The organism is Acinetobacter lwoffii (assembly GCF_049367455.1).
Lineage (GTDB): Bacteria > Pseudomonadota > Gammaproteobacteria > Pseudomonadales > Moraxellaceae > Acinetobacter > Acinetobacter lwoffii_W.
The window spans coordinates 2,204,498-2,228,747 of the sequence record NZ_JBMPXW010000001.1 but is presented as its reverse complement, the minus strand read 5'-3'; the positions used below and the strand labels follow the sequence as shown (position 1 = coordinate 2,228,747).

Below are 24,250 nucleotides of genomic sequence, written 5' to 3'. Positions count from 1 at the left end.
TTTTTATTGTATAATCCCTGCTTTAACGCTTAATTTTTTAGGACAGTTTCCATGCGCGCGAGTCGCTTTTTATTTGCAACGTTAAGAGAAACCCCGAACGATGCTGAGGTTATTTCACATCAGCTGATGCTTCGTGCCGGTATGATTCGTAAGTTGGCTTCAGGTCTATACACCTGGTTGCCGATGGGCGTTCGCGTATTAAATAAAGTTGAAGCGATCGTTCGCGAAGAAATGGACAAAGTCGGTTCACTTCAAGTCTATATGCCGGTGACTCAACCTGCATCTTTATGGGAAGAATCAGGTCGTTATGTACAATACGGTCCTGAGCTTTTACGCTTCAACGACCGCCATGGCAACCCATTTGTTCTCGGTCCGACGCATGAAGAAGTGATCACTGACCTTGCACGTAACGAATTAAAAAGCTACAAGCAATTGCCTGCAAACTTTTACCAAGTACAAACCAAATTCCGTGACGAAATTCGGCCACGTTTTGGCGTAATGCGTTCACGTGAATTCATTATGAAAGATGCCTACTCTTTCCATGCCAACCAGGAATCACTGCAACAAACCTACGACGACATGTATGCAGCCTACTGCAAAATCTTCACCCGTCTTGGTTTAGATTTCCGTCCAGTACAAGCAGATACTGGCTCAATCGGTGGTTCAGGTTCTCACGAATTCCACGTGCTGGCTTCAAGCGGTGAAGATGATATCGCTTTCTCGACTGAATCTGACTATGCAGCCAATATTGAAATGGCAGAAGCAGTACTTGTCGGTGAACGTGCGGCACCTACACAAGAACTCAAACTGGTAGATACACCAAATCAAAAAACCATTGCAGATGTATCAGCATTCTTGGGTACGAACCCTGCTCATTCAGTAAAAGCCTTATTGGTTCAAGGTGTTGTAGCGGAAGAAGGTCAAGATGCACCTGTGGTTGCTTTATTCCTTCGTGGTGATCACGAACTGAATGAAATTAAAGCTGAAAAACATCCTTTAATTGCTGCACCTTTGACATTTGCTACTGAAGAACAACTTCAAGCACTTGGCTTAACTGCTGGCTTTGTCGGCCCTCAAGGTCTGGTCGAAAAAGGTGTCACCGTCATTGTTGATCGTGCAGCATCGGTATTGTCTGATTTTGTTGCGGGTGCAAATGCAGCAGATCAACACGCAACAGGTGTAAACTGGGAACGTGATGCGCAGTTCACTGAAGTTTATGACCTACGTAACGTGGTTGAAGGCGATCCATCTCCAGATGGTAAAGGTACGCTTCAAATCAAACGTGGTATCGAAGTGGGGCATATCTTCCAGTTGGGTCAAAAATACTCTGAAGCTTTAGGTTGTAAAGTCTTGGGTGAAGATGGCAAGCCATTCACTGTAACAATGGGTTGTTATGGTATTGGTGTAACGCGTGTAGTAGCTTCTGCAATCGAGCAGAACTTTGATGAGAAAGGCATTATCTGGCCAACTGCCATTGCACCGTTTGAAGTTGCCATTGTGCCGATGAATGCGCACAAATCTCCAAGAACTATGGAAGCTGCGGAAGCACTCTATGCTGAATTGCAAGCTGCAGGTTTTGACGTGTTACTCGATGACCGTAATGAACGTCCGGGCGTGAAATTCTCTGATCTTGAGCTTACAGGTATTCCACATCGTATTGTGATTGGTGAAAAAGGCTTGGATGCAGGTACTTTTGAATATAAAGGCCGCCGCGATGCTGAATCAGTAAATATTTCGAAAGAAGAATTATTGGAGAAGATTGCTAAATAATTCCGCTTTCTTATAAAAAATCCCGCGTAATGCGGGATTTTTTATGGCTATAAACTAGCAGAACTTATGCCCACCAAAGCAGTTTGAAGTCACATTCTGGTTTTGTAGCAACTTATCCATTAAGGTTAAGGTTGCGGGAGTTCCACCATTGTAGTTAGTAAATTGACCGACATCAATATTTAATTTACGTACGACTGGCACATTTGCAAGCGAACCTACAGCTTCACCTACATTTACATTAATCAAATTTTCAGGACGTAACAGGAATTCTGAAATAGCTGTGGCAACTTGAGGTAATACAAATGAAATATCCACTTCATCTGTGGTTTTTAATACCCCTAGTTGGATCGGATCTTTAAAAGACATCCACCAACCTGGTTTGGCAATATCAGCTGCATCTGCTCCTTGCCAATGTACATTTTGACTTTGTAAAGATAAATAGCCGCCTGTACCATTTAAAGGAATATTATGAATCATGTTCAAAGCCTGGACAAAGGTAATGTCCATATTCAGATTATCCAGACTTGAACCGGCCCCCATTTGAAAGAAAGAATGGGTTCCCAAATTAAGAAAGTCAATTAATGGGTCAAACTCCACGTATAGTTTATCATTTGAGAAATTTGGTGTACCAATTACATCGTTTGGCAAAGTTGCGCCAGATATAGGCGCTGCCAAAGGAATCGAGGTAATACTGGAACGAATATTCGTCACAGTTGCCGACTTTAGTCGTTGTCCGGTTACAATAGTCTCAGGCATGGTAAAGTCCACCCGCATGGAAGGCACAGTAATTCCAGTATGGCCCTCAGCACCAGGCTTACTAATAAATTCACGTGTTTGCCCCAAGGCCTTTAAATTCCCTTGAATTTTTTGATCACTTGCATTACCGAAAGTTCCGGCCTTTGTTACAGACTCGCCCGTAGTCTGCGCCATTTTCATATAGCCACTAAAACTTTTGAGACCATCATTCGGATTCTCAACGTTATCAGTTCCCATGGTCAAAAGCCCGACAATTTTATCTGCACCTAAGCGAAAACCCACTACTTCTCGGGTAGAGGCACTTCCGCCATTTTTAATCGCAAATTCAATAAAAGGATTATTTATACTGGCACTAGTATTAGCCCGATCACCGGAAAAGACAGGATTCCCTTCAGCATCAAAGCTGGGATTCAATCCACTTAATGCTAAGTTGGAAATATCAATATCACAGCCTGTTCCACCGTTACTTCCACCACAACCGAGCTGTAAAGTTTTAATATTAACGTTCAACTCCATCAAAGCCTCAACGCTCAGCTTATGAAAGTTAATCCCTTGAGATGAATCATAAGCATTTTCTAGATTTAATAATGCTTGTGCATCAACTGCAGATAAAGCGTCATCATCTAAAGCTGTCATTGCAAAACTTTGCTGTGTAATCACACACATTGCCAAAGCCAGACTATTCAAAAATATTTTTTTCATTTTAACGTCCTTATATTCTTATTAACGTGGTGTGATTCCCATCGTGCTACGAATGGTTCCACCAGTCAGTGCAATACTTGCCATATTTTGCATATTGCCATTGGTCGCCATGGCAAAATTGGTTTTAAATGGTGTCGCAATATTATTTTCGTAATTGAGTTTGACTTGATTATCCAAAGTCACTGTATCGGCACTGACACGAACTTTTCCTTTAACGCCCAAATGACCTTCCATCCGGTTAAAGTTAATCGAAGAAGTTTTTAATACCCCGGTTGAATCAATATCTTCATTGGCAATACTGAAATAGCTACCTAAATTATCTTTATCTGTATTTTCTTCTGATGTGAGTGGCCTAAATTTAAAGTTTGCCTCAAGTGACAAGAAGTTGGTATCTGGAGAACTGGCGGTTGGATCTACCCCAGGAATAATCACCAGTTCACCATTTCCATCAAGTTTAAAAGCGATATTGGTTAAAACATCGTCACGTTTGGAAAAATTATCGTGAGGCACATAGGCCCCGCATTTAGTGACCGATGCACTGGTACAGTTATATTTAGACCCTGGTAACTGACCAATCGCAAGCTCAGCTTTGGCTCCAATCAGTAGTTTATCAGCACGAATATAAATACCTTCATCTTCATAGCCAATAATACCTTCCGACTTGATCAGAGCATCGATATTCCTAAAGCCGGCATAATAATTAACTGCCTCACCATGATCGCCATTCTTGCCATCAATCAATATTATTGAGGTAGTGCTTGGCAAACCGGTTTTTTTGTCAATTCCGTAACCTTCAGTCGATGCCATGATGTTATAGGCAATGGCCTGTTTATTGTCTAGCCCATAGGTCGTCCCAGATAATGCAACATTGGCATTTAAATTATAGATAGGAATACCAATCCCCCATGAGCCCCCATCCCCACCCAGCTCGTTGAGCGAATTATCTGAAATAAACCGTGCCTTCGCAGCAATGGCCTGAAAGTCCATGCCTCGTATAGCAATAAGTGCAAAGTCATCCCCAGCCGCTGAAGTGCTGAGCGTCTGTTTAAGCACCTCACTCCCACCTAAAGTCTTTCGCATATTTTCATTAATGATAAAATCAAGACTTTTTGCAGTAATAGTATTTATATATATATTCCCAAAATCGATATAAGCATTTTTCCCATGTAAGGAACCGTCAGCATTACGTGTAGTCAATGGTCTGAGATTGGAAAATTGCACCGCATGGCTTCCCTTACCAGTATGACCAATCTCAAGTGTTGTCGGTGCCATAGTTGCTGGACGTCCAGTACTATTAGCACCTGTGAAATCTGCAGACAAGCCCAGATTCAACCCGCCTTCTCCGACCAGGCCACTGTAACCTGTTGCAGTTTTGTCTTGACGTTCTAGTACACCATTCACCTTGTTACTAACATCAAAAGTACCTATCTGGGTTTGATCTGCACTCATGGATAATCTTGCGTTAGTGACTGCACCCGAAGCCCCTAAACGCATAATATTTTTGCGTTCGTTATTTGGCGTGTTATAACGCAAGTCAATATTAACCCCAGGATTCGTCGGATTAACCCGGTCAGCCGCGATATCGGTAATATCTTCAGCACGCTTTAGATCCACATAATGATCTTGGTTGCCATTTCGTGTGGTCAGTACCACGCCTTCATCCGGGTCAATGTACATATACCCTTGACCCGCGAAGTTAAAGTTAAAGTCATTCAAAATCAGACTATTTTCGCCTAATTTATGACTAATCGTGGCATTTTTAAGCTGAAAATCGATACTGGCAATTGAATCTTTATTAAATAGACCTGCACTGGTTTGTAATAGCACACTAAGCGGTGTAGAGATACTAATTCCTAATGCACCTAAGCTTTGATTAGATTGTGTACCGGTAGTCCGAATACTATTTGCAGATTGGCTACATGGATTAGTCGTACAGGCAATTTTTACCAAGTTTAAATCAGCAGTGGCTTGAAATGGTGAAACACTTGCCGCAAGCCGCAGCCCTGCCCCCTCTGAAGTTGCACCTACATCTATTTCCAGTTTGCTAATGATGGGATTATTATCTTTTCCATAAATTTCAACGTTATGCAGACCTAAACCCATTTTTGTATTAGTCGTTGGATTTGGATCATACCAATTGACTTGAGCAATACTGGCTTTAGAAATTTCATGAGTAATCACCATACCATCCTGTCCAGTGACTTCACTCAATTCTTGCTCTTCAATAGTTTCAAGTGCATAACCTTGTTGTACAAGACACATGCATACCGTTAGCAATTTCAACTTTATTGTTGTTTTTTTCATTTTTATATCCTTATGCTGTACTTGACATTGTTATTAACAACGACTTTGTGCCCCACCTGTACAGTTATAACCAAATATTTTCAAATTGCCTGACATATGCAGATTTCCATGAACGTTCAACCCCATAAATCCTTTTTCAGCACCTTTATCAAACGAAGGAACATCTTGGGGTGCGGTTGTATAAGTTCCATCGGCATTATAGGTACGCCCTGTATACGTACTATAAACACCTGTATTGGTATAACCTTCCAAGGCTCCAGCACCTGTGCCCGTTTCAATGGAAACTGTATTAAAACCCAAATTCCTGATTTTTAAAGGCTGGTTATCATAAAAGGTAATTTGCATCGCCGTTTGTGGTTCATTACGATGATTAATGATAGTTGTCCCATCGATTGAAAACTTATCAATCTGAATCGTGCCTTGAATGCCTTTAAAGACTAACCACTTTTTATTTCCATTGGCATCGACATGGTTATTCGGCGCTATTGCCAGACGGCAAAATTGTTTTGTTAACCCACAAGCTGTCGGATCGAGAACATAAAATACTTCTAGTGGGTTACCATTTCCATCAAGCCGAGAAATTTTATCTTTACTTAAATCTGTCGCATAAACATGGTTTAAAGATAAAGTCCAGTTAAGATCTGCTCCACCCTGTCCTACGGTATCAGTTAATGCTTGCTGATCCAGAATCTCTAATCCGGCATAGCTGAACATCGAAGTACATAACAGTGTACAAAGAGTCAATAATTTGGACATGTTCGTACTCCCTTATAGACCTGTAGTTTTTATTTTTAAATGTTGAATCAGCACACCATCAATGACTGCCGAACCAAAGTTTTTACTTGAGCCATCAATGCTTTTAAATACGATGCCGGTTGAATCAACACCATCCTTCGCTCGCAGCATATTTGTCTCTGGAATCCGTTCTGTGGTGCCTATAGCAATACTACTGTGAGTTGCATTACGGCCTTGATAAAGTGCAGTAATATCTGAAACATTATTTTTAATTGGTGTGCCACAACTATAGACATTACAGGTAGAACCCTTTAAATCGGTTGTTCCGAGTCCACCACCGTAATTTTGATAGATTTGATTATAAATAGAAGCAATATTGGGAATACGTGTCACTTCTAAAATAATGTTATTGCCTTCCGAACCCACCACGAAAGGCTGGTACATATTTCCGAGCACCAAGTTAATATTGGGGCTATATAAATATAGACCCTCAAAATCATGAAAGACTGGAGCAATACTTCCATTCAAGGCTGGGGTTGGGCCATCACCATCAAGCCCCTCTGTTTTTGCTGCAGTACTTAAACGAATACCTTTCCTGTTTAGAGCATTATTACGAGTATTGATTGAATCTGTATTTCCAGCATATGTTCTGGCTAAAGTTACACTTTCAGCCGAGATCATCTCCCGATCAAAACCTTCTGCTTCTAATTGCTTATCTGTAAGGGTTCGTAATACCGCAATTTCTGCATCAGTTTTATTTTTTACTTTATCAAGCCTTGATAACAATCGAGTATCAAAATAACCAGTTGCCGAAGGATTATCATCAGTATTTAAGCGAATAATACTTGCCAAACCTAATGTTTGATTATAATCCTTATTGTCAGATTCTAAAGTTTGAAACAGCCGAATTTGTGAGCCATTAAGGCTAAGACCATTGGCAACAAATTGGGTTCTCAAACGGTGTTCTTTATCAAGCCCCGAAGTCGGCCCACCTGTTATAGGATCTACCACATTAGAAGAATTAAGCTCACGCGCAAAAATATCACTCCAGAAACCCAACTTGATATTATTATCACTTTCCACACCTGCAATCGGGCTTAATGGAGCCTCCAAAGCAATATAGCCTACATCTTTAGCAGCATCCTTGAACTGTTTAACATTTTCAGTTCCCGCACGAAACAACCAGGGATTCTCGGCTGATCCCCAGCTAAAACCCTGATTACTGTATCGTGTGCTTAGAGAGCCATCGCTTTTTGACAATGCCAGACCATAAATAAATACATCGGCTTTGGTTCTTAAAGAACCGACTGTGGTATTTTTTGCTTCTAACAAAGCGTCAGTTTTCGCATCACTAAGAATGCCTGCATACAGTTCTTCTGTCTGTTTTTTCGCTTCTGCTTCTGCAATTTGCCCTGCTTGAAATTTAGCTCGAATATCTGCTGCCGCATATGAGGCATCACTTAGTCGCTGCACTAAGCTATTAATTTCTGATCCAATAACATTGTTACGCGTGAAACCAGTCAAACTTTTGTAAAAAGTAGAATTGGCTAAATTCGCATTCGCTTCACTCGCACGACCACCATATAACAGCTGAATCATTTCATAGGTATTTGTAGTGGCATGTTCCAATGCTTTTTCAGCATAATTCAAAAGCCCTGTGGGATCTTCACTGACTGGTCTCGTCGTATAAACAGTCGTACCATCATTGACAGCCCTACCATCCGGGTCAAACAATCCTCTATTTGTTCCATTTCGATAGTAATTATGCCGTTCATTAAAATAGCGTTGAATAATTGCATCTGAATTAAAATAACGATCAGGAATTTCAGACTTTAATTTGGTCCTTTCAGCAGTCAGTTTATCCGGAATAGGCTGGGTATAGGTGCTGTATAAACTCGTATAACTCGTGTCATAAGTGGAATTGTAGGTAGAGGTATATAAAATGTTATAGCCGCTATCGATTTTTCCTTGAAGAACATTATTATCATAAGATGTTTTATAAATTTTATCATATACATTCTCCCCTAACTTCTCATAGTTTTCCCCTGTTGGAATGATCCGGATAAAGCCTGTATCTGCTTGTCCGGGGTTTTCAATGCCTCTGGCATAACTAGAACTAGCAGAAAGATCTTTAGGACCTTGAAACACCATTTTAAAATCATCAAGTACCAGCGCAACACCCTCACCGGTGGTGTCAGAAAGAGAAGAATCTGATAATTCCTGCATCGCATGTGCAGAAGGCAACAGGCTGAAACCGATTGTCATCGCCAAATAACTTTTGCGAAATTTAAATATATCTTTTATCTGAGCCATCTCACTCTTTCCTTTTTATTCGATGCTCCGCACCTTATGCTTCAGCTTCCCAGCCGCCAATCTTTGATTTTTTATAATGCATCGCATCTTTTTTATGGTTATGCGGAATCCATTATGCTGATTTTTGATACAGATGCCAAAGCCAATTAGGCGAAAAATAGCAGTTTCCGATGAATGAAAATCTCAAAAAAATAAACGGGACATAAAGTCCCGTCATTCAATATTTTAAAACAATTAGGTCTTCGGCAAAGTAACGCCTGTCTGACCTTGATATTTACCACCACGATCTTTATATGAGGTTTCACAGACTTCATCAGATTCAAAAAACAGCATCTGCGCTACACCTTCACCTGCATAAATACGCGCAGGAAGATTGGTAGTATTTGAAAACTCTAAAGTGACGTGTCCTTCCCACTCTGGCTCAAGCGGAGTCACGTTAACAATGATGCCACAACGCGCATAAGTAGACTTGCCCAAGCACACGGTCAAGACATTACGTGGAATGCGGAAATATTCGATGGTACGCGCCAAAGCAAACGAGTTAGGCGGAATGATACAGACATCCGACTCGATATCAATAAAGCTGCGTTCATCAAAGTTCTTCGGATCGACAATTGCAGAATGCACATTGGTGAATACTTTAAATTCACGTGCACAACGCACGTCATAACCATAGCTGGATACGCCATACGAAATCAGCTTTTGACCATTTTCATCCAAACGTACCTGGTTTTCTGCATACGGTTCAATCATGCCGTGTTTTTCGCTCATTTCGCGAATCCAACGATCAGACTTAATTGCCATTGATATAATCCAAAAATCTTAAGAACAAGTTATTGCGACGTACTTTAACTGAAATTGACACTAATGAAAATAAGTGAAAGGCTTAGAGCTAAAGTTGCCAAAAAATTGCTGATTGAGATCAGCTTATAAACTTAAAAGTGCAGAATAGCTTAAAGGAATGGAAAAGCTCATTAATACCAGCGAAGCCGTTTTCTGCAGGTTTTTCTGATTGAGCCAGCGACTGTTTTTTCTGGCCAGGATTGAACCCAGAAAAGTCCAGAAGAATGCAATCGGGATCAACAGAAGCAAGAAAACCAGCATATGAGTCACATAATGTTGGCCGCTTTTCCAGACAATGACAGGAAAGATCGCTGAGGCAAATAAAAGTGCTTTAGGATTAAGCAAGGTTGCCAAAAATAATTCTCGTGCGCGAATCGAGACATTTTCAAGATTTTCGCTTATTTCTGCAGTCCGCCATAATTTCACAGCGAGAAATAGAATATAGCCAGCACTAAAAAGTTTGAGAATGGTCGGTAAAAGCGGAAGATGAACGGAAATTTTTCCGATCAGAATGCCCCATAAGCTAATGGCAATCAGATAACCAAAGGCTTCCGCAGGAATTAAACGAAATGTTTTTTTAAATCCGACCTGAATGCCTGAAGATGCCAATAAGGTATTGGTTGGGCCTGGTGTTAAAAGAATGGTTGCCACTAAACCAATAAAAAACCATGAAATCATAGTTTGACCTCGCTCTAATCCGAGTAGCATAGAAGAATTCGGTCAGTGCTGCAAAAAAATAATTGTAAGAGAACATATGATCTAAAATTTAAATTTATTTATTTTAATTAATTCAAATGTTTATATAAGCTTTCAGGATAAACACCCGATAGTCATTTCAGTCAATTTCGATCATTTAAATCGAGCTAATTTTAAAAATAAGAAATAAAAAGCCCTAGCTTTTAGCTAAGGCTTAAATATCTGAATTGTCTATAGAATTAGAAAATTCGGCTATGATCTTTTTCTGCTTTGGGTAGCTGTGCGGCAATTTTCTCTGCAATCAGCATATAGCTTTCTGCAGCAGCATCTTCGGCAATGACAGAAGGTGTACCGGCATCCGCATTTTCACGAATTTTAGCATCCAAAGGTAAACGGCCCAATAATGGAATTTGATATTGCTCAGACAGTTTATCGCCACCGCCTGTACCAAAAATCTGTTCCTCAAAACCACAATTTGAGCAGATATGGGTCGACATGTTTTCAATCACGCCCATGATCGGAATCTGCACCCGATTAAACAATTCGATACCTTTGGTCGCATCTAGCAAGGCCACGTTTTGTGGTGTCGTCACAATCACTGCACCCGTCACCGGAATACGCTGTGCGAGAGTTAACTGGATATCGCCTGTGCCAGGTGGCATATCAATCATCAGCACATCAAGGTCTGGCCATAGGGTCTGATTGAATAACTGCATTAATGCACCCGTGGCTTTTGGACCACGCCAGGCAACTGGAGTATTGTGATCACCGGTTAGATGCCCAATCGAGAGTACAGCCAGACCGTAAGCATCCAAGGGAACAAAATGCTCAGCTTCGATCATTGGGGTTTTACCGGCATTGCCGAGCATGGTCGGAATACTTGGACCGTAAATATCGGCATCGAGTACGCCTACGCGCAGGCCTAATTTTTGTAAAGCCAGGGCCAGATTGACAGTCGTGGTCGATTTACCTACACCACCTTTGCCGGATGACACCAGAATCACATTCTGAATACGAGGATGTTTCGGGACATCACGCTGTTGCGGCGCAGCTTTTTGAATCGGTGGATTATTCGGGTCAACATCTTCTGTTTTTGCAGGCTGAGCTGACGCATCAACCACAGGCGGAAGATTGGGTTTTGCTTCCGCTTTAGGCTCGCTTGAACAGTTTTCACCTTCAGCATGGTTATGCCCGCAACCCCCTTCTTTCTTATGTCCAGTTTTCTGCTGAATCACATGCATATTCAGTTCTTGAATACCACATTTTTGCAAAGCTTCCGCCAGTTCATCATGAATCTGTTGCAGCTGCGCTTTTTCTTCTGGATAGGTATTCAAAGTGATTTGCAGAATCTCACCCTGTACATTGACCTGCGTAATACGATCTTTCAAGGCATTGCTGGAATTTGGCAAGATATAGTTTTGCAGTACGTTTTGCACAGCTTCTTCGTTCACCTCCTTGGAAGGCGAAAAAACCGATTTAAGCGAAGAAAGCCAAGACATAGGTTACTCCAAAAATGTAGATCGACATCTGAATCGCTTAGTTTAACGGGGTTTTAGGCGAAGGTTAAGCACTGTATTGGAGAAGATGAAACAGATATCTTCAATTTCCAACCATTTTACTCGGTTTTGTGAAATATTTTATGGAATCTTGGTGAATAGAAATAATGAAAGAAAAGAGAGATGGACTATTTTGATGTAATAAATTTTTTTTATTTATCTCGAGCGTGTTAAGCCACTTTAACCTTCTATGATTAAAGTGGCTTAACGATCACAGACTATTTATGATTTTTATTGTTTTCAGATTTGTCCTGTTGATCCTTGGTATTTTTATCCTGATCTTGTTTCGATTCATCCTTTTTAGACTGAGAGTTGCTTTCTGAATCTGTATCTTTGGCATCTTGCTGCTGATCAGAATCACCTTCCTTCGATTGATTATCTTTCATTTTATTCATCGTATCAGTTGCCATCTGTTTCAGCTCAGCGAACTTAACCGAGGCTTCGCTGAATAAGTCTGTGATTTTCTGTCTGGTATCTTCAAACTTATGCATGGCTTCATCTTTTAAATTTGCCATACCTGCCTGCTGATCGGTCTGACCATCTTTAGCATTTTGTTTATCTGACTTGTTAGATGACTTATCTTGAGAGGTATGATCCGCTTTGGCTTTTTTCGCATCATCCGAACCTTGCTCAGCATTTTGCTGGTTGTCAGATTTGCCATGTTTCAGCTCATTCAGAAGCTTTTCACCTTTTTGCAATAGCTCTTCACCAATCGCTATCGCTTTGGCTTTTAAGTCATCCATCTTAAAGCTTTCAGTTTTTTTATCAGACTGATTCTCTTGAGAACTGTCTTTTTGCGCTGATTGCTCAGCATTTTCCTCTTTACCGTTATGCTGGGTATCAGACTTCTGATCAGCATGGGTCTGGGCACTTTGCCCGTTCTTATGTTCCTGATTATGCTGTTTATCCAGCTCGTTTTGCTTTTGCTCTTTTGCAAGCTGATCATTCAATTCGCGTGCATGTTGTTCTTTATCTTGATTTTGCTTCGACGTATTGTTTTGGTTCTGCTGAGTCATGAGGTACCCTCCTTAGGCATATCATATAAACAATCAGCCATTTTTTTAGCACAAAGCATTACGCGAATCGGGCGAAGTAAGCAAACTGCAACAAAGCCTGTACAAGTTGTTGCTATTGTTTGCAGGATGTAGCATGAGCTGAGTCAAATCTGTATTGAAAAGCTATATGCTAAAGATGATGCAGGCTTTTGTATTCGGGCTGTCCAAGTCCATCTATTCGCAGGGTTTCAGCAAAGCATTTCTTTGTAATCCCCTCGGCATCATGTAAAATTATGGCCCATTGCATAATGAATACGAATGAGAGAGTGAATCCGTGCGTAAAATTTTAGTCACCAATGCCCTTCCTTACGCCAATGGCCCGATTCATATGGGTCACTTACTTGGCTATATCCAAGCAGATATTTGGGTACGTGCCATGCGTGCGATGGGTCATGATGTGACTTATGTCTGTGCGGATGATGCTCACGGAACCGCGATCATGCTACGTGCCGAAGCGAATGGCATTTCACCTGAAGCGCAAATTGCCAATGTGCAAAAAGAACACATTCGTGACTTTGACGGTTTCGGTGTGCATTTCGATCATTATGATTCTACACATAGCGATACCAACCGTGCCCGTGCGTCAGAAATCTATGTGAAAAACCGTGATGCGGGCAATATTGCAGTTCGTCCGGTGACCCAGCTTTTTGATCCTGAAAAAGGCATGTTCCTGTCAGACCGTTTCATTAAAGGCACCTGTCCTAAATGTAAGGCGGAAGATCAGTACGGCGACTCATGTGAAGTCTGCGGTGCAACTTATAATGCGACAGAGTTGTTGAATCCGCATTCCACTTTAAGTGGCGCAACTCCAGTCGAAAAATCATCTGATCATTACTTCTTTAAATTGCCAAATTTTGGTGAATACCTGCAAAAATGGACTCGTGATGAAGGTCGCTTGCCGGTATCGATTGCCAACAAGCTGGACGAATGGTTTGAAAATGGCTTGAATGACTGGGACATCTCACGTGATGCGCCATACTTCGGTTTTGAAATTCCAGATGCGCCAAACAAATATTTCTATGTTTGGGTGGATGCGCCGATTGGTTATATGTCGAGCTTTGAAAACTACATCAAAACCAAACGTCCTGAATTGAATTTTGATGACTACTGGAAAAAAGATTCTGAAAATGAGGTCTATCACTTCATTGGTAAAGACATCGTTTATTTCCACGCCCTGTTCTGGCCGGCAATGCTGGAAGGTGCAAATTACCGTACGCCATCAGGCTTATTCGTAAATGGCTTCCTGACTGTCAACGGTCAGAAGATGTCTAAATCTCGCGGCACCTTTATTAAAGCAGAAACCTACTTAGAGCATTTAAACCCTGAATATTTACGCTACTACTTCGCGTCGAAACTTTCTGACAAAGTTGAAGATTCAGACTTAAATCTGGATGACTTCGTACAAAAAGTAAATTCAGATCTAGTCGGTAAAGTGGTGAATATTGCCAGCCGTTGTGCGAAATTTATTAACACCAAATTTGATAACAAGTTAAGTGCGACATGTGCTGAACCTGAATTAGTACAAAGCTTTATTGATGCCGGTAGCTCAATTGCTCAGGCTTATGAAGCACGTGAATTCTCTGCTGCGATTCGTGAAATCATGGCACTGGCAGACAAAGCCAACCAGTATATTGATGAGAAAAAGCCTTGGGCACTTGCGAAACAGGAAGGTCAGGAACAACAAGTGCATGATGTATGCTCTGTGGGGATCAACCTGTTCCGTCAATTGGCAGTGTATTTAGCGCCTGTATTGCCAACTTTGGCTCAACAGGTTCAAGATTTCTTACAACTTGAAAGCTTCGATTTTGCTTCTCGCGAAACAATTCTAGTGGGTCATGAAATTGCATTCTTCCAACCGTTGATGCAACGTGTAGATCCAAAAGCTGTTGCTGCCATGGTGGATGCATCTAAAGATTCTTTAGCTGCTCCTGCTGCTGAACCAGCTAAAGCTGAAAAGAAAAAAGAGAAGAAGGTAGAAAAGAAAGCTGAACCTAAAGTCGGTGAAGCTGAAATCATTAATATTGATGATTTTATGAAAGTTGACCTGCGTGTTGCTGAAGTTTTAGAAGCGGCTACGGTTGAAGGTTCTGACAAATTGCTTCAACTCACTTTAAACGTTGGTGAAGCTGAGCCACGTAATGTGTTCAGTGGTATTCGTGAGTTCTACCAACCTGAAGACTTAAAAGGCAAACTGGTGGTGATGGTGGCGAACCTTGCGCCACGTAAGATGCGTTTTGGTATTTCGAACGGTATGGTGCTAGCTGCGGGTAATGGCGACGGTGTTTGGGTGATTTCACCTGAATCTGGTGCTAAACCGGGTGATAAAGTGTCTTAAGTTTAGGTTTTGAGAAAAGAAAAGCCTCTACGTATGTAGGGGCTTTTTTATATCATCAGTTAAATTTACTTTCTTGATTTTTAATATTTTCAATATAAAATCAATGCGCTTTTTTATTCTTTTATAATTATTCGGGGTAAGCATGAAAAAATTATTAGTTTCAGTTCTAGCGATGTCTATAATTGCATTTACAGGTTGTTCGGTACGTATGGCTGACATGACAGTTGCATCTACTAAAAACTACAACCTAAACTCAAACCAGTTTGTGAAAGGTGAACGTGTTAAAGGTGAAGATAAAGTTCCAGTGATTTTATTCCCACTTGGTATTCCTAACTTCAAAACAGCAGTAGATCGCGCAATTGAAAAAGACCGTTGTGCTGTTGCACTTTCTGATGTGGTAATTACTCAGCTTAATCAAGCATTTATTATTGGCCAGATTGGCTATCGTGTAGAAGGCACTCAAGTGATTGACCGTTCTCAGCCTGAATGTGCTAAATAAGTTATAAATATAAAAAAGCCTCTATCTCTAGATAATGCCAGTCAGTTAAGCAGACATTAGAAAAATGTAGTAAAAATGAGTGTATGCCAATACGCTCATTTTTTTTATGACTTTATCTGAAAATTTAGATTGCACCCTTCAACATTCTTTGCCTTCACTCAGCCATTTCAGTGAACTCATTGATTTAAACTGGATTAAAGAAAGCCTACATCAAACAGGTAAGGCTTCTATCAGGAGAAGAAAATTACCTGCCGAACATGTGGTATGGCTGGTAATTGGGCTTGCCCTATTTCGAGATCAACCGATCGGGTATGTCGTAGAGCAACTAAAACTTGTGTTTGGTACAACAGAATATTGTGTCCCCAGTGCAGCAGTGCAAGCACGACAACGTTTAGGACGAGAGCCCTTGAATACCTTGTTTTCTCTACTCAGCCAAGCCTGGTTTGAAGAATCCCAACAGCAATACTCAAACTTTCATGGCCTTAGTGTATGTGCTGTTGACGGGGTGGTTTGGTCTATGCCTTATACAGACGAGAATTTTGAACACTTTGGCTCATCTAAGGGTAAAACCGCTGCAGCCCCTTATCCACAAGTGAGAGCAACCTGCCTGGTAAATACCAGCACCCATGAAATCATTGATGCCCAAATAGGTAGCATGGATCAGGGTGAACTTACACTGGCAAATCGATTATGTCCTCCATCGCATAGTATTACCTTGTTTGATCGAGCCTATTTCTCTGCTGATTTCTTGATTGACTGGCAAACACGAGTAGAAGCCAGTCATTGGTTAATGAGAGCAAAAGATAATTTACGCTATGAGATCATTAAACGTAATTCCCCGCATGACTTTCAAATCAAAATGCCTCTTTCAGCTAGAGCCAGGAAGCTAAATCCATCATTAGGAGAATATTGGGAAGCGCGTTTGATTGAAGTTGAGCAGGCAGGGAAAATTAGACGTTATATCACTTCATTAATGGATTCAAAGGCATATCCACTGATAGGCTTGGCGAAGCTTTATGCCCAGCGCTGGGAAATAGAAATGTGTTACCGAGAAATCAAAAGTGATTTACAGGAAGGCAAGCATTTGAGGAGCAAGCAACCTGATTTAATTTATCAAGAATTATGGGGGGTCTTCATTGCCTATAATATTCTAAGAAGACAAATGAAACATATGGCTCAACGAGCAAAAGTCAGTCCTTTGAGAATCAGCTTTCATATTGCATCTATCGGTATCCTGAATATATTAAGATTTGACTCTTTAGACTCCGCAGGGAATTTACCCAAACATCTAGAAAGTTTACTGGAGAAATCGAGGAGGTATGTGTTGCCTGAGAGGAGGGTTAGAAGTTGCCCACGAGTTGTGAAAGGAAAACCACAGAAATACCCAAGAAAATGCCAGTCAATTTCTTAACTGACTGGCATTACTCTATCTCTAGAGGCTTTTTTATTGCTGGGTCACTTAGCCTTGCAACACAAATTCCCAAATCACATAGCCCAGTCCAAAACCAAGTAGTGAATATAAGGTAATAATGAAAAATACAAAGCTGGCATTGTTTTTTCTTTTCCAAAAACTCATCGCGACACCCAAAGCTTGTTCGTAATACCCCATGTTAACGAGCTTTTCATAAAAAGTGAAATGTATCTAAGCATTTTATTTATAATAATATTTTCATTAAAAATAAATTCTTTACTTTCAAAAAATCAATATACAGATTCAGACTGATTTTTTAGTACAGATGACAAATCAGCACTTCCATTTTAAAAAATGGTAAATATATTCATATTCTTTTTTGCTGGCATCCGTGCTAATACATAGAATTGACTTTAATTACATAAGAATAGCTATGAAATACTTCACTTCTTCTCTCGTCGTGTCATTGCTTGCTTTAGGTTCAATGGCGGGTATCTCTCAAACACATGCACAATCCGTTTCTAGCACCCAACAACAAAAACAGGTTCCCGGTTATTATCAACATAACTTCGGGGATTACAAAATTACTGCCCTGCTAGATGGCACCAATTATCTGTCCAAAGCCTTATTTAAAGATATTCCAGCAGCCCAAGCCGACCAGATCTTGAAAAAATACTACGTGGATCAGGCCAAAGGCATCCAGACCTCCGTGAATGCCTTTCTGGTCAATACAGCCAAAGAACTGGTTCTGATCGATAGCGGGACTTCAAGCTGTAATGGTCCACACCTAGGTTCAGTCTATTCCAATTTACAGGCTTCAGGACATAAACCTGAACAGGTCAATGCCATCCTGCTCACTCATTTACATCCAGACCATGTATGCGGCATCAGTAATAACGGCGTTGTCAATTTCCCCAATGCCAACATTTATGTATCTCAAGCTGAACTGGATTTCTGGATGAATCCCAAAACGGTGGACAAATTACCAAAAGCCAAGCAGGCAGGTTTTTTGGGCACAGTCGATAAAATCAAGAAAGCCATTGCACCCTATCAGGCCAAGAATCAGCTCAAAACCTTTAAAACTGGCGATAAAATTCATGCTTTTGATGTGATCAGTTCGGCTGGACATACACCGGGGCATTTTGGTTTTAGCTTAAAATCTAAAGGTCAGCAGATGGTGTTTATTGGAGATATTGTGCACTCACATACACTTCAGTTTGATCGCCCACAGACCGGTGTTGACTTCGATGTCGATCCGAAAAAGGCAATTGAGACTCGCTTAAAATATTTTGCTGAATATGCGAAAAATGGTCAGACGGTAGCAGCACCACATTTGCCATTTCCGGGGATTGGACATATTTATTCTAAAGACAATAAAAGCTATCAATGGATTCCGGTACATTTTAAAGATTAATTGAATACTTCAATAATTTTATCTAAGCATGAAACCCTAATTTTTTAGGGTTTCATTTATTTTAAATATCCTTCAGCCAGATTCCCTATGACTTGGTAAATTTAAAACTTGAATGACGCTTTGAAATTTAAAAGCAATAGTTTCGTTTATTTTTAAATTTTTTCTTAAAAATCTTTTACTTTTTACGTGCACCTTTAGCATGCTTTTTTAGCACCGTTTTTCTTACGATAAATATAAACACCTAAAAATATAATATAAATCTGAATTTTATGAACTCTCGCCATGTCTTAGTTTGGTGCAAAAAAATAGTAACGTGCTTTATATCGAGTCTTATCAATTTCAAGAAATTCTTCATCAAAATTTCCCTTGCTTAGCCCTCTTCTACAATCAATTTGCCTCTATATACTGATTTTCTTTTGTGATCCCGCGCACTAAATTGGAACGCACCATGCAAAATATAGACTTATTATTTCTTCTTCTCGGTGCAGTTCTAGTGCTTGCCATGCATGCTGGATTTGCTTTTTTAGAGCTTGGAACAGTTCGACATAAAAACCAGGTCAATGCCCTAAGTAAAATTCTAACCGACTTTGCCATCTCCGCCATCGCCTATTTTTTAGTGGGCTACTATATTGCCTACGGTCAGCACTTTTTCCATGATGCTGCAACCTTGTCTGCCGATCATGGCTACAATCTGATGCGCTGTTTTTTCCTGTTGACTTTTGCTGCAGCAATTCCAGCGATTATCTCTGGAGGGATTGCAGAGCGTGCCAAAATGCGTTCACAGGCTTTAGCGACATTATTTCTGGTTGCGCTGATCTATCCGTTTTTTGAGGGTATGATCTGGAATGGCAACCTTGGTTTTCAGGATTGGCTGACCCATGCATTTGGTGCAAGTTTTCATGATTTTGCCGGCTCAGTTGTCGTTCATGCAATGGGCGGCTGGATGGCACTCGCCGCAATAATCCTACTTGGTGCGCGTCATGGCCGTTACAAAAATGATGGCCGGATCACCGCGCATCCTCCTTCATCAATTCCTTTTTTGGCTTTGGGTTCATGGATTCTGATTGTGGGATGGTTCGGCTTCAATGTCATGAGCGCGCAGCGGCTGGATGCCATTTCTGGACTGGTCGCTATTAACTCTTTGATGGCCATGGTCGGTGGAACAATAGCAGCCAAAGTTGCGGGGAAAGATGACCCGGGCTTCCTGCATAATGGTCCCTTAGCAGGTCTGGTGGCGATTTGTGCAGGATCAGACGTCGTTCATCCCTTGGGTGCTTTTTTTATCGGGATCAGCGCCGGCATTATTTTTGTAAAACTCTTTACCTATACCCAAAATAAACTCAAAGTGGATGATGTATTGGGGGTTTGGCCTTTGCATGGCGTTTGTGGTGCTTTTGGCGGATTAGCTGTGGGTATCTTCGGTCAGCAATGGCTTGGAGGAATGGGAGGAGTGTCTTTAATTTCACAACTCATAGGTACAGTGCTGGCGATTGTCATTGCTTTGGCGGGTGGTTTTTTGGTGTATGGCTTGCTTAAGGTTTTGATGGGTATTCGCCTGACTGAGGAAGAAGAGTTCAACGGTGCAGACTTGTCGATTCATCGTATTTCTGCTAATTCGGAAGAAAATACTTTTTAATTGATATAAAAAAGCCTCTATGACTAGGGGCTTTTTTTATTTATAAGCAGAGCGTTTATACGAAATAATTACTTCATACCAAAGATCAGTTTTAAGCCAAGTACCGTCATAACTGCGCCTGCTGCGCGGTCAAATAAGGCCTTAAACTTCAAATAAACACAACGTGGCTTTTCAGCAGATAATGCAACTGCGACCAATGAACACCAGCCCGCATCAATAAAGAAACATAAGACAGGCAAAACAAAATAAAAATATGTTGGAATTTCTTTGGGCAATAACGCGGTAAAAATACTGGCTAGCACAATCGCAATTTTGGGATTGGACAACTGCGTGATTAAACCGGTGATAAAGGCACGACGTAAAGACATCTGTTTGCTAATGGTTGTATCCGCTTCGATCGGATCTTTGGCATGTTTAATGATTTTAAACGCCAACCAAAGTAAATATAAACCACCACAAATTTTTAAGGCCAGGTACGCTGAGGGTACAGCCAGTAAAAATGCCTGCAAACCGAGAACCGCCAGCAGACCAAAAATCGCTGCACCGAGACCAGTACCCAATGCAGTAAATAAACCATGTTTACGTGAAATGGCAATTGAATTTTTTGCCACATAAATAGAAGTTGGCCCTGGACTCATTGCGCCTAACATCAGGGCAAAAGCAATCGAACCTAAAATCCAGAATGATTCCACGAGATAACCTGACTTAAAAATCGAAGGGCTATTTTAAGCAGAAACCTGACAATTTGCTGTAAAAATTTCTGGATTTGTCATGAATTTCAACTATAGCAATTACTTAAGGTTTCAACTGATCCTGAGCACTCAAATGCTTGTCTAGCAGTTGATAATCCTGCTCATATACAGGTACGCCACCAATAATCATGGTACGGGTTTCTGTTTTAGGTTTATTCAACGCATCATCACAGCCCGACAGACTGAGCAGCATGCCGACCCACACAGCACAGGATAATATTTTCATTATTCTACCCTCCTCAGGGTTTCCTCTGTTTAGATTAGTATTGTTGTTTAAATAATCAGCGGAATATTTGTGACAATCTACAACTAATTCCATAGCTTTCAGCGAATAATGGCTTATTGAAAAACTTTGATTTTTAGCACTTCCGCTATAATGCCTCTATCATGAACTTTGCGAACTTTTATGTTTGAAACCATTGCCCAAAATATTCCAGATCAACAGATTAATTTTCACGATATTACTTTAATAATACGTCGTCTGGATCTGGTGCATCCACAAATCTCGGGCAACAAGTTTTTTAAACTGAAATATAATTTTCTTGAAGCCAAAAGACAGGGTTATCAGCATATTCTGAGTTTTGGAGGTGCTTATTCCAATCATATTGCTGCTACTGCATTTGCCGCACAGCAGTTTAGTTTTCAGAGTGTTGGAGTGATTCGGGGTGAAGAACTGGCTGATCGACCATTGAATCCAACATTAGCCACCGCCCAAGAATTCGGGATGCAGTTGCATTTCGTCAGTCGTGATGAATATCGGCGCAAGCAACAGCCTGAGTATTTGGCCGAACTCGCTCGACAATTTCCTGAACATTATGTGATTCCTGAAGGTGGAACCAATGCTTTGGCGATTCAAGGGTGTCAGGAAATATTAAAAGATAGCGATGCGCAATTTGATGTGATTTGTTGTGCAGTAGGCACCGGTGGCACCATCAGCGGATTGATCGAAGCCAGTCACGCGCATCAACAGATCTTAGGATTTTCCGCACTGAAAGGTTCATTTTTAAAAGATGAAGTCGCCCAACTAATGAATAAAACCAACTGGAACATTCTCGATGATTATTGCTGTGGTGGCTATGCCAAAACTAGTGCAGCCTTGGTACAGTTTATCCGGGATTTTGAGGCCGAATTTTCAATTCCACTGGAGCAGATCTACACGGCTAAAATGCTGATGGGAATTTTTGATTTGATCGAGAAAAATTATTTTCCGGCTGGATCAAAACTGCTGGTCATTCATAGTGGTGGTCTGCAAGGTCGTAATATTCCCTTTGGTTTTACAGCAACCTAAGCTTGAATTGGTTGATTGTTATTTAAGGCAATTAACCCTTTGACCAAGCGGTAGATATGCCAGATAAAGACCAGAAACACGATCAGGAAGCCAATCAAGATCACAGTCAATAAGCCACCGACGATATAACCCAGCAAACTGATCCAGAAGGTTTTAATTTGCCAATCGACATGACTTTCCAGCCAGGTACCGCGCATTTCATCACGCTTGATATAATTCATCACAATCGCAATAAATGGGGTAAGACCAAGAAAAAATCCTAAAATATAAAGAATATATGTAATCAGATTATATTGTTTTAAATCTTCCGCACTTGCCATTCGCTTTTCCTTGTTATTATGTTTTTAGTTTGTACAAAAACTATGCATGAGTTTTAAGCAGCTTTCAAATATTTTATGTTTAAAATGCGCTGCAAATCTGCAATCACGGAACTGATTTTTCTGGAATAGAGAAAGCTGAAATAAAATTGTCTATAATGCTTCCCTTTTCTTCTCCCTTGAGTGTGTGATGTCTTCCAAGCAATACGATGTTCTAGTCATAGGTGCCGGTGCCTCAGGTTTAATGACGGCGTATATGGCTGCGCAACGTGGGCGTAAAGTCGTGGTGGTGGAAAAAGCCAACAAGGTTGGCAAAAAAATCCTGATGTCTGGCGGTGGTAAATGTAATTTCACCAATCTGGAAGTCGAACCGAGCAATTATATTTCACACAATCCACATTTTGTGATTTCAGCTTTAACGCGTTATACCAACTGGGACTTTATCGGCTTGGTTTGTGAATATGGCATTGCTTATGAAGAGCGCAAACATGGACAGCTGTTTACCTTAAATGGTGCAAAAGATATCTTGTCGATGCTGCTGGCAGAATGTGATAAAACCGGTCTGGTCGATATTAAGACCAGTTGCGAAGTGAAAGCAGTGAATCCAGTCGATGATCAAGGCTTTCAGGTGGCGACCTCACTGGGATATTTTGAAGTTGAATCTGTCGTCGTGGCATCTGGCGGTTTATCTATTCCTACGCTTGGCGGTTCAGGCATTGGCTATGAGATTGCAAAACAGTTTGGACATCACGTCTATCCGACTCGTGCCGGACTGGTTCCATTTACCTTCTCTGACGGATTTAAAGAAGTCACCACGCGCTTAAGCGGAAATGCCGTAGAAGCAACACTCTCGAATGAGCTTAATAGCTTTACCGAAGCCCTCTTATTTACCCATCGCGGTTTAAGTGGGCCAAGCTCCTTACAACTTTCCAACTACTGGAATGTCGGTCAAAGCTTTAAGGTCGATTTCTTACCGAGCGTAGACTTACTGGATTTCTTTAAAGCAAAAAAACAAAGCCAGCCCAAAGTCTTGCTGCGTACACTCCTCAATGAATATTTACCGAAAAGTGTGGTGGCTGAATTACAAAGTCTGATCTGGACTGAAAGCGTTGAAACTGCCATTGGTAATATCAGCGATGACAAGCTGGAACAGATTGCGGCACGTCTGCATGGCTTTGAAGTGAAACCTTCAGGAACAGAAGGCTACCGTACGGCGGAGGTGACTTTGGGTGGTGTAGACACTACGGAAGTATCCTCAAAAACCATGGAAAGTAAAAAACAAAAAGGCTTGTATTTTATTGGTGAAGTACTGGATGTTACCGGACATTTAGGCGGCTATAATTTCCAATGGGCATGGTCATCGGCACATGCCGCATCGGAATATATTTAATCAATAGATAATCTGGATGGCTACTTAACTCATTCCAGATAATCTGTTTTAAACAGGTTAAGATTGGCCGTATTTGTTAGACGGTCAATCGCCAGCTGCATTTTTTTAGCTTCTCGCAGACATAGCGGTACGTCATCTGTTGAAGATGTCATGAATTTATGTTGCAGTGCTTTCCACATCGTGTTGATCTCCTTTTCTTTATATTTTTAATGCAAGAAAAATACCAAAATCATTTTAGTATTCATTTGAATATTCTATATTTTTTAAAAAGAAAATTCTATTTCTCGTACTCAGAAAAATTTTATTCTCAGTTAAATTCGTCTGTCTCTGGTATTTTCTTATCCAGCTCTCGCTCAGACTGCTCTTCCTGTGTGCTCTTCACAAAAATAAATCGATAGGCAGCGGTAAAAAAGCCAATCGTAATTCCTGCAATGATTAAAGGAGCCAGAACTTTGTTAGGTTTCTTGGTATTCATTCA

The 24,250-nt window shown here is 40.8% G+C and carries 22 protein-coding genes; 8 read left to right on the top strand and 14 right to left on the bottom strand.

The annotated features are described in order from the left end of the window. Positions 1–51 precede the first annotated feature (51 nt). Positions 52–1,770 (top strand): proline--tRNA ligase, encoded by a 1,719-nt coding sequence (locus ACO1B7_RS10610; RefSeq protein ID WP_423090177.1) that lies wholly within the window; start codon positions 52–54, stop codon positions 1,768–1,770. A 54-nt stretch (positions 1,771–1,824) separates the two neighbouring features. Here ACO1B7_RS10610 and ACO1B7_RS10605 read toward each other — a convergent pair whose 3' ends face one another. From ACO1B7_RS10605 to ACO1B7_RS10570, 8 genes are all read right to left on the bottom strand, one after another. Beyond that, positions 1,825–3,228: a hypothetical protein gene (locus ACO1B7_RS10605; protein WP_004645847.1), complete on the bottom strand. Its 1,404-nt coding sequence runs from the start codon at positions 3,226–3,228 to the stop codon at positions 1,825–1,827. 21 nt (positions 3,229–3,249) lie between these two features. Next, positions 3,250–5,532 carry a DUF6160 family protein gene (locus ACO1B7_RS10600; protein WP_423090176.1) on the bottom strand — a complete coding sequence of 761 codons (2,283 nt, stop codon included), beginning with the start codon at positions 5,530–5,532 and terminating at the stop codon, positions 3,250–3,252. Positions 5,533–5,565: 33 nt separating this feature from the next. After that, positions 5,566–6,288 carry a hypothetical protein gene (locus tag ACO1B7_RS10595; protein ID WP_423090175.1) on the bottom strand — a complete coding sequence of 241 codons (723 nt, stop codon included), beginning with the start codon at positions 6,286–6,288 and terminating at the stop codon, positions 5,566–5,568. 12 nt (positions 6,289–6,300) lie between these two features. Then, positions 6,301–8,580, bottom strand: a complete 2,280-nt coding sequence (locus tag ACO1B7_RS10590) for a hypothetical protein (RefSeq protein ID WP_423090174.1) — start codon at positions 8,578–8,580, stop codon at positions 6,301–6,303. Between the two features lie 234 nt (positions 8,581–8,814). After that, positions 8,815–9,384: a dCTP deaminase gene (gene dcd / locus ACO1B7_RS10585; protein WP_004280726.1), complete on the bottom strand. Its 570-nt coding sequence runs from the start codon at positions 9,382–9,384 to the stop codon at positions 8,815–8,817. A 123-nt stretch (positions 9,385–9,507) separates the two neighbouring features. Further along, positions 9,508–10,101: a LysE family translocator gene (locus ACO1B7_RS10580; RefSeq protein ID WP_004732019.1), complete on the bottom strand. Its 594-nt coding sequence runs from the start codon at positions 10,099–10,101 to the stop codon at positions 9,508–9,510. Positions 10,102–10,358: 257 nt separating this feature from the next. After that, entirely contained in the window at positions 10,359–11,618 is a 1,260-nt protein-coding gene (apbC, locus tag ACO1B7_RS10575) for an iron-sulfur cluster carrier protein ApbC (protein WP_423090173.1), read from the bottom strand. A gap of 275 nt (positions 11,619–11,893) precedes the next feature. Continuing rightward, positions 11,894–12,691, bottom strand: coding sequence for a putative sodium/potassium/calcium exchanger (locus ACO1B7_RS10570; protein WP_004280731.1), 798 nt, complete (start codon positions 12,689–12,691; stop codon positions 11,894–11,896). A gap of 313 nt (positions 12,692–13,004) precedes the next feature. Between ACO1B7_RS10570 and metG the strand changes: the two genes are divergently transcribed. From metG to ACO1B7_RS10555, 3 genes are all read left to right on the top strand, one after another. Continuing rightward, on the top strand, positions 13,005–15,065 hold the full coding sequence (metG, locus tag ACO1B7_RS10565; RefSeq protein WP_423090172.1) for a methionine--tRNA ligase: 2,061 nt from the start codon (positions 13,005–13,007) through the stop codon (positions 15,063–15,065). A 142-nt stretch (positions 15,066–15,207) separates the two neighbouring features. Further along, positions 15,208–15,564 (top strand): hypothetical protein, encoded by a 357-nt coding sequence (locus ACO1B7_RS10560; protein WP_423090171.1) that lies wholly within the window; start codon positions 15,208–15,210, stop codon positions 15,562–15,564. A 106-nt stretch (positions 15,565–15,670) separates the two neighbouring features. After that, positions 15,671–16,975, top strand: coding sequence for an IS4 family transposase (locus ACO1B7_RS10555; protein ID WP_174893668.1), 1,305 nt, complete (start codon positions 15,671–15,673; stop codon positions 16,973–16,975). Positions 16,976–17,023: 48 nt separating this feature from the next. Here ACO1B7_RS10555 and ACO1B7_RS10550 read toward each other — a convergent pair whose 3' ends face one another. Beyond that, positions 17,024–17,140 carry a hypothetical protein gene (locus ACO1B7_RS10550; protein WP_086044934.1) on the bottom strand — a complete coding sequence of 39 codons (117 nt, stop codon included), beginning with the start codon at positions 17,138–17,140 and terminating at the stop codon, positions 17,024–17,026. A 268-nt stretch (positions 17,141–17,408) separates the two neighbouring features. On the opposite strand from ACO1B7_RS10550, the gene ACO1B7_RS10545 reads away from it, so the two are divergent. Both ACO1B7_RS10545 and ACO1B7_RS10540 read left to right on the top strand, forming a co-directional pair. Beyond that, positions 17,409–18,389 carry an MBL fold metallo-hydrolase gene (locus tag ACO1B7_RS10545; RefSeq protein ID WP_423090170.1) on the top strand — a complete coding sequence of 327 codons (981 nt, stop codon included), beginning with the start codon at positions 17,409–17,411 and terminating at the stop codon, positions 18,387–18,389. A 448-nt stretch (positions 18,390–18,837) separates the two neighbouring features. Beyond that, complete coding sequence (locus ACO1B7_RS10540; protein WP_005247869.1) at positions 18,838–20,025, top strand: ammonium transporter; 1,188 nt, start codon at positions 18,838–18,840, stop codon at positions 20,023–20,025. A gap of 68 nt (positions 20,026–20,093) precedes the next feature. On the opposite strand, the gene ACO1B7_RS10535 is transcribed toward ACO1B7_RS10540, so the two are convergent. Further along, complete coding sequence (locus tag ACO1B7_RS10535) at positions 20,094–20,717, bottom strand: LysE family translocator (RefSeq protein WP_374952495.1); 624 nt, start codon at positions 20,715–20,717, stop codon at positions 20,094–20,096. 103 nt (positions 20,718–20,820) lie between these two features. Continuing rightward, entirely contained in the window at positions 20,821–21,003 is a 183-nt protein-coding gene (locus ACO1B7_RS10530; protein WP_005104073.1) for an NF038215 family lipoprotein, read from the bottom strand. A 180-nt stretch (positions 21,004–21,183) separates the two neighbouring features. Between ACO1B7_RS10530 and ACO1B7_RS10525 the strand changes: the two genes are divergently transcribed. After that, a complete protein-coding gene (locus ACO1B7_RS10525) occupies positions 21,184–22,065 on the top strand; it encodes a 1-aminocyclopropane-1-carboxylate deaminase/D-cysteine desulfhydrase (protein WP_071850789.1) in 882 nt (293 codons plus the stop codon). Here ACO1B7_RS10525 and ACO1B7_RS10520 read toward each other — a convergent pair. Next, a complete protein-coding gene (locus tag ACO1B7_RS10520; protein WP_005106226.1) occupies positions 22,062–22,385 on the bottom strand; it encodes a DUF4870 family protein in 324 nt (107 codons plus the stop codon). The genes ACO1B7_RS10525 and ACO1B7_RS10520 overlap by 4 nt on opposite strands. A gap of 187 nt (positions 22,386–22,572) precedes the next feature. Between ACO1B7_RS10520 and ACO1B7_RS10515 the strand changes: the two genes are divergently transcribed. Next, the gene (locus ACO1B7_RS10515; protein WP_253175576.1) at positions 22,573–23,772 is read left to right on the top strand and encodes a BaiN/RdsA family NAD(P)/FAD-dependent oxidoreductase; all 1,200 of its coding nucleotides are present in this window, start codon (positions 22,573–22,575) and stop codon (positions 23,770–23,772) included. Positions 23,773–23,801: 29 nt separating this feature from the next. Here ACO1B7_RS10515 and ACO1B7_RS10510 read toward each other — a convergent pair whose 3' ends face one another. Both ACO1B7_RS10510 and ACO1B7_RS10505 read right to left on the bottom strand, forming a co-directional pair. Next, complete coding sequence (locus ACO1B7_RS10510) at positions 23,802–23,951, bottom strand: hypothetical protein (RefSeq protein ID WP_253175577.1); 150 nt, start codon at positions 23,949–23,951, stop codon at positions 23,802–23,804. Between the two features lie 128 nt (positions 23,952–24,079). Next, a complete protein-coding gene (locus tag ACO1B7_RS10505) occupies positions 24,080–24,247 on the bottom strand; it encodes a hypothetical protein (RefSeq protein ID WP_253175578.1) in 168 nt (55 codons plus the stop codon). Positions 24,248–24,250: the final 3 nt, after the last annotated feature.

Excerpts from the sequence above, each read along its gene's own strand:
- ACO1B7_RS10610 (WP_423090177.1), top strand. The coding sequence starts at position 52 with ATGCGCGCGAGTCGCTTTTTATTTGCAACGTTAAGAGAAACCCCGAAC.
- ACO1B7_RS10605 (WP_004645847.1), bottom strand. The coding sequence starts at position 3,228 with ATGAAAAAAATATTTTTGAATAGTCTGGCTTTGGCAATGTGTGTGATT.
- ACO1B7_RS10600 (WP_423090176.1), bottom strand. The coding sequence starts at position 5,532 with ATGAAAAAAACAACAATAAAGTTGAAATTGCTAACGGTATGCATGTGT.
- ACO1B7_RS10595 (WP_423090175.1), bottom strand. The coding sequence starts at position 6,288 with ATGTCCAAATTATTGACTCTTTGTACACTGTTATGTACTTCGATGTTC.
- ACO1B7_RS10590 (WP_423090174.1), bottom strand. The coding sequence starts at position 8,580 with ATGGCTCAGATAAAAGATATATTTAAATTTCGCAAAAGTTATTTGGCG.
- dcd (WP_004280726.1), bottom strand. The coding sequence starts at position 9,384 with ATGGCAATTAAGTCTGATCGTTGGATTCGCGAAATGAGCGAAAAACAC.
- ACO1B7_RS10580 (WP_004732019.1), bottom strand. The coding sequence starts at position 10,101 with ATGATTTCATGGTTTTTTATTGGTTTAGTGGCAACCATTCTTTTAACA.
- apbC (WP_423090173.1), bottom strand. The coding sequence starts at position 11,618 with ATGTCTTGGCTTTCTTCGCTTAAATCGGTTTTTTCGCCTTCCAAGGAG.
- ACO1B7_RS10570 (WP_004280731.1), bottom strand. The coding sequence starts at position 12,691 with ATGACTCAGCAGAACCAAAACAATACGTCGAAGCAAAATCAAGATAAA.
- ACO1B7_RS10560 (WP_423090171.1), top strand. The coding sequence starts at position 15,208 with ATGAAAAAATTATTAGTTTCAGTTCTAGCGATGTCTATAATTGCATTT.
- ACO1B7_RS10555 (WP_174893668.1), top strand. The coding sequence starts at position 15,671 with ATGACTTTATCTGAAAATTTAGATTGCACCCTTCAACATTCTTTGCCT.
- ACO1B7_RS10550 (WP_086044934.1), bottom strand. The coding sequence starts at position 17,140 with ATGAGTTTTTGGAAAAGAAAAAACAATGCCAGCTTTGTATTTTTCATT.
- ACO1B7_RS10545 (WP_423090170.1), top strand. The coding sequence starts at position 17,409 with ATGAAATACTTCACTTCTTCTCTCGTCGTGTCATTGCTTGCTTTAGGT.
- ACO1B7_RS10540 (WP_005247869.1), top strand. The coding sequence starts at position 18,838 with ATGCAAAATATAGACTTATTATTTCTTCTTCTCGGTGCAGTTCTAGTG.
- ACO1B7_RS10530 (WP_005104073.1), bottom strand. The coding sequence starts at position 21,003 with ATGAAAATATTATCCTGTGCTGTGTGGGTCGGCATGCTGCTCAGTCTG.
- ACO1B7_RS10525 (WP_071850789.1), top strand. The coding sequence starts at position 21,184 with ATGTTTGAAACCATTGCCCAAAATATTCCAGATCAACAGATTAATTTT.
- ACO1B7_RS10520 (WP_005106226.1), bottom strand. The coding sequence starts at position 22,385 with ATGGCAAGTGCGGAAGATTTAAAACAATATAATCTGATTACATATATT.
- ACO1B7_RS10515 (WP_253175576.1), top strand. The coding sequence starts at position 22,573 with ATGTCTTCCAAGCAATACGATGTTCTAGTCATAGGTGCCGGTGCCTCA.
- ACO1B7_RS10510 (WP_253175577.1), bottom strand. The coding sequence starts at position 23,951 with ATGTGGAAAGCACTGCAACATAAATTCATGACATCTTCAACAGATGAC.
- ACO1B7_RS10505 (WP_253175578.1), bottom strand. The coding sequence starts at position 24,247 with ATGAATACCAAGAAACCTAACAAAGTTCTGGCTCCTTTAATCATTGCA.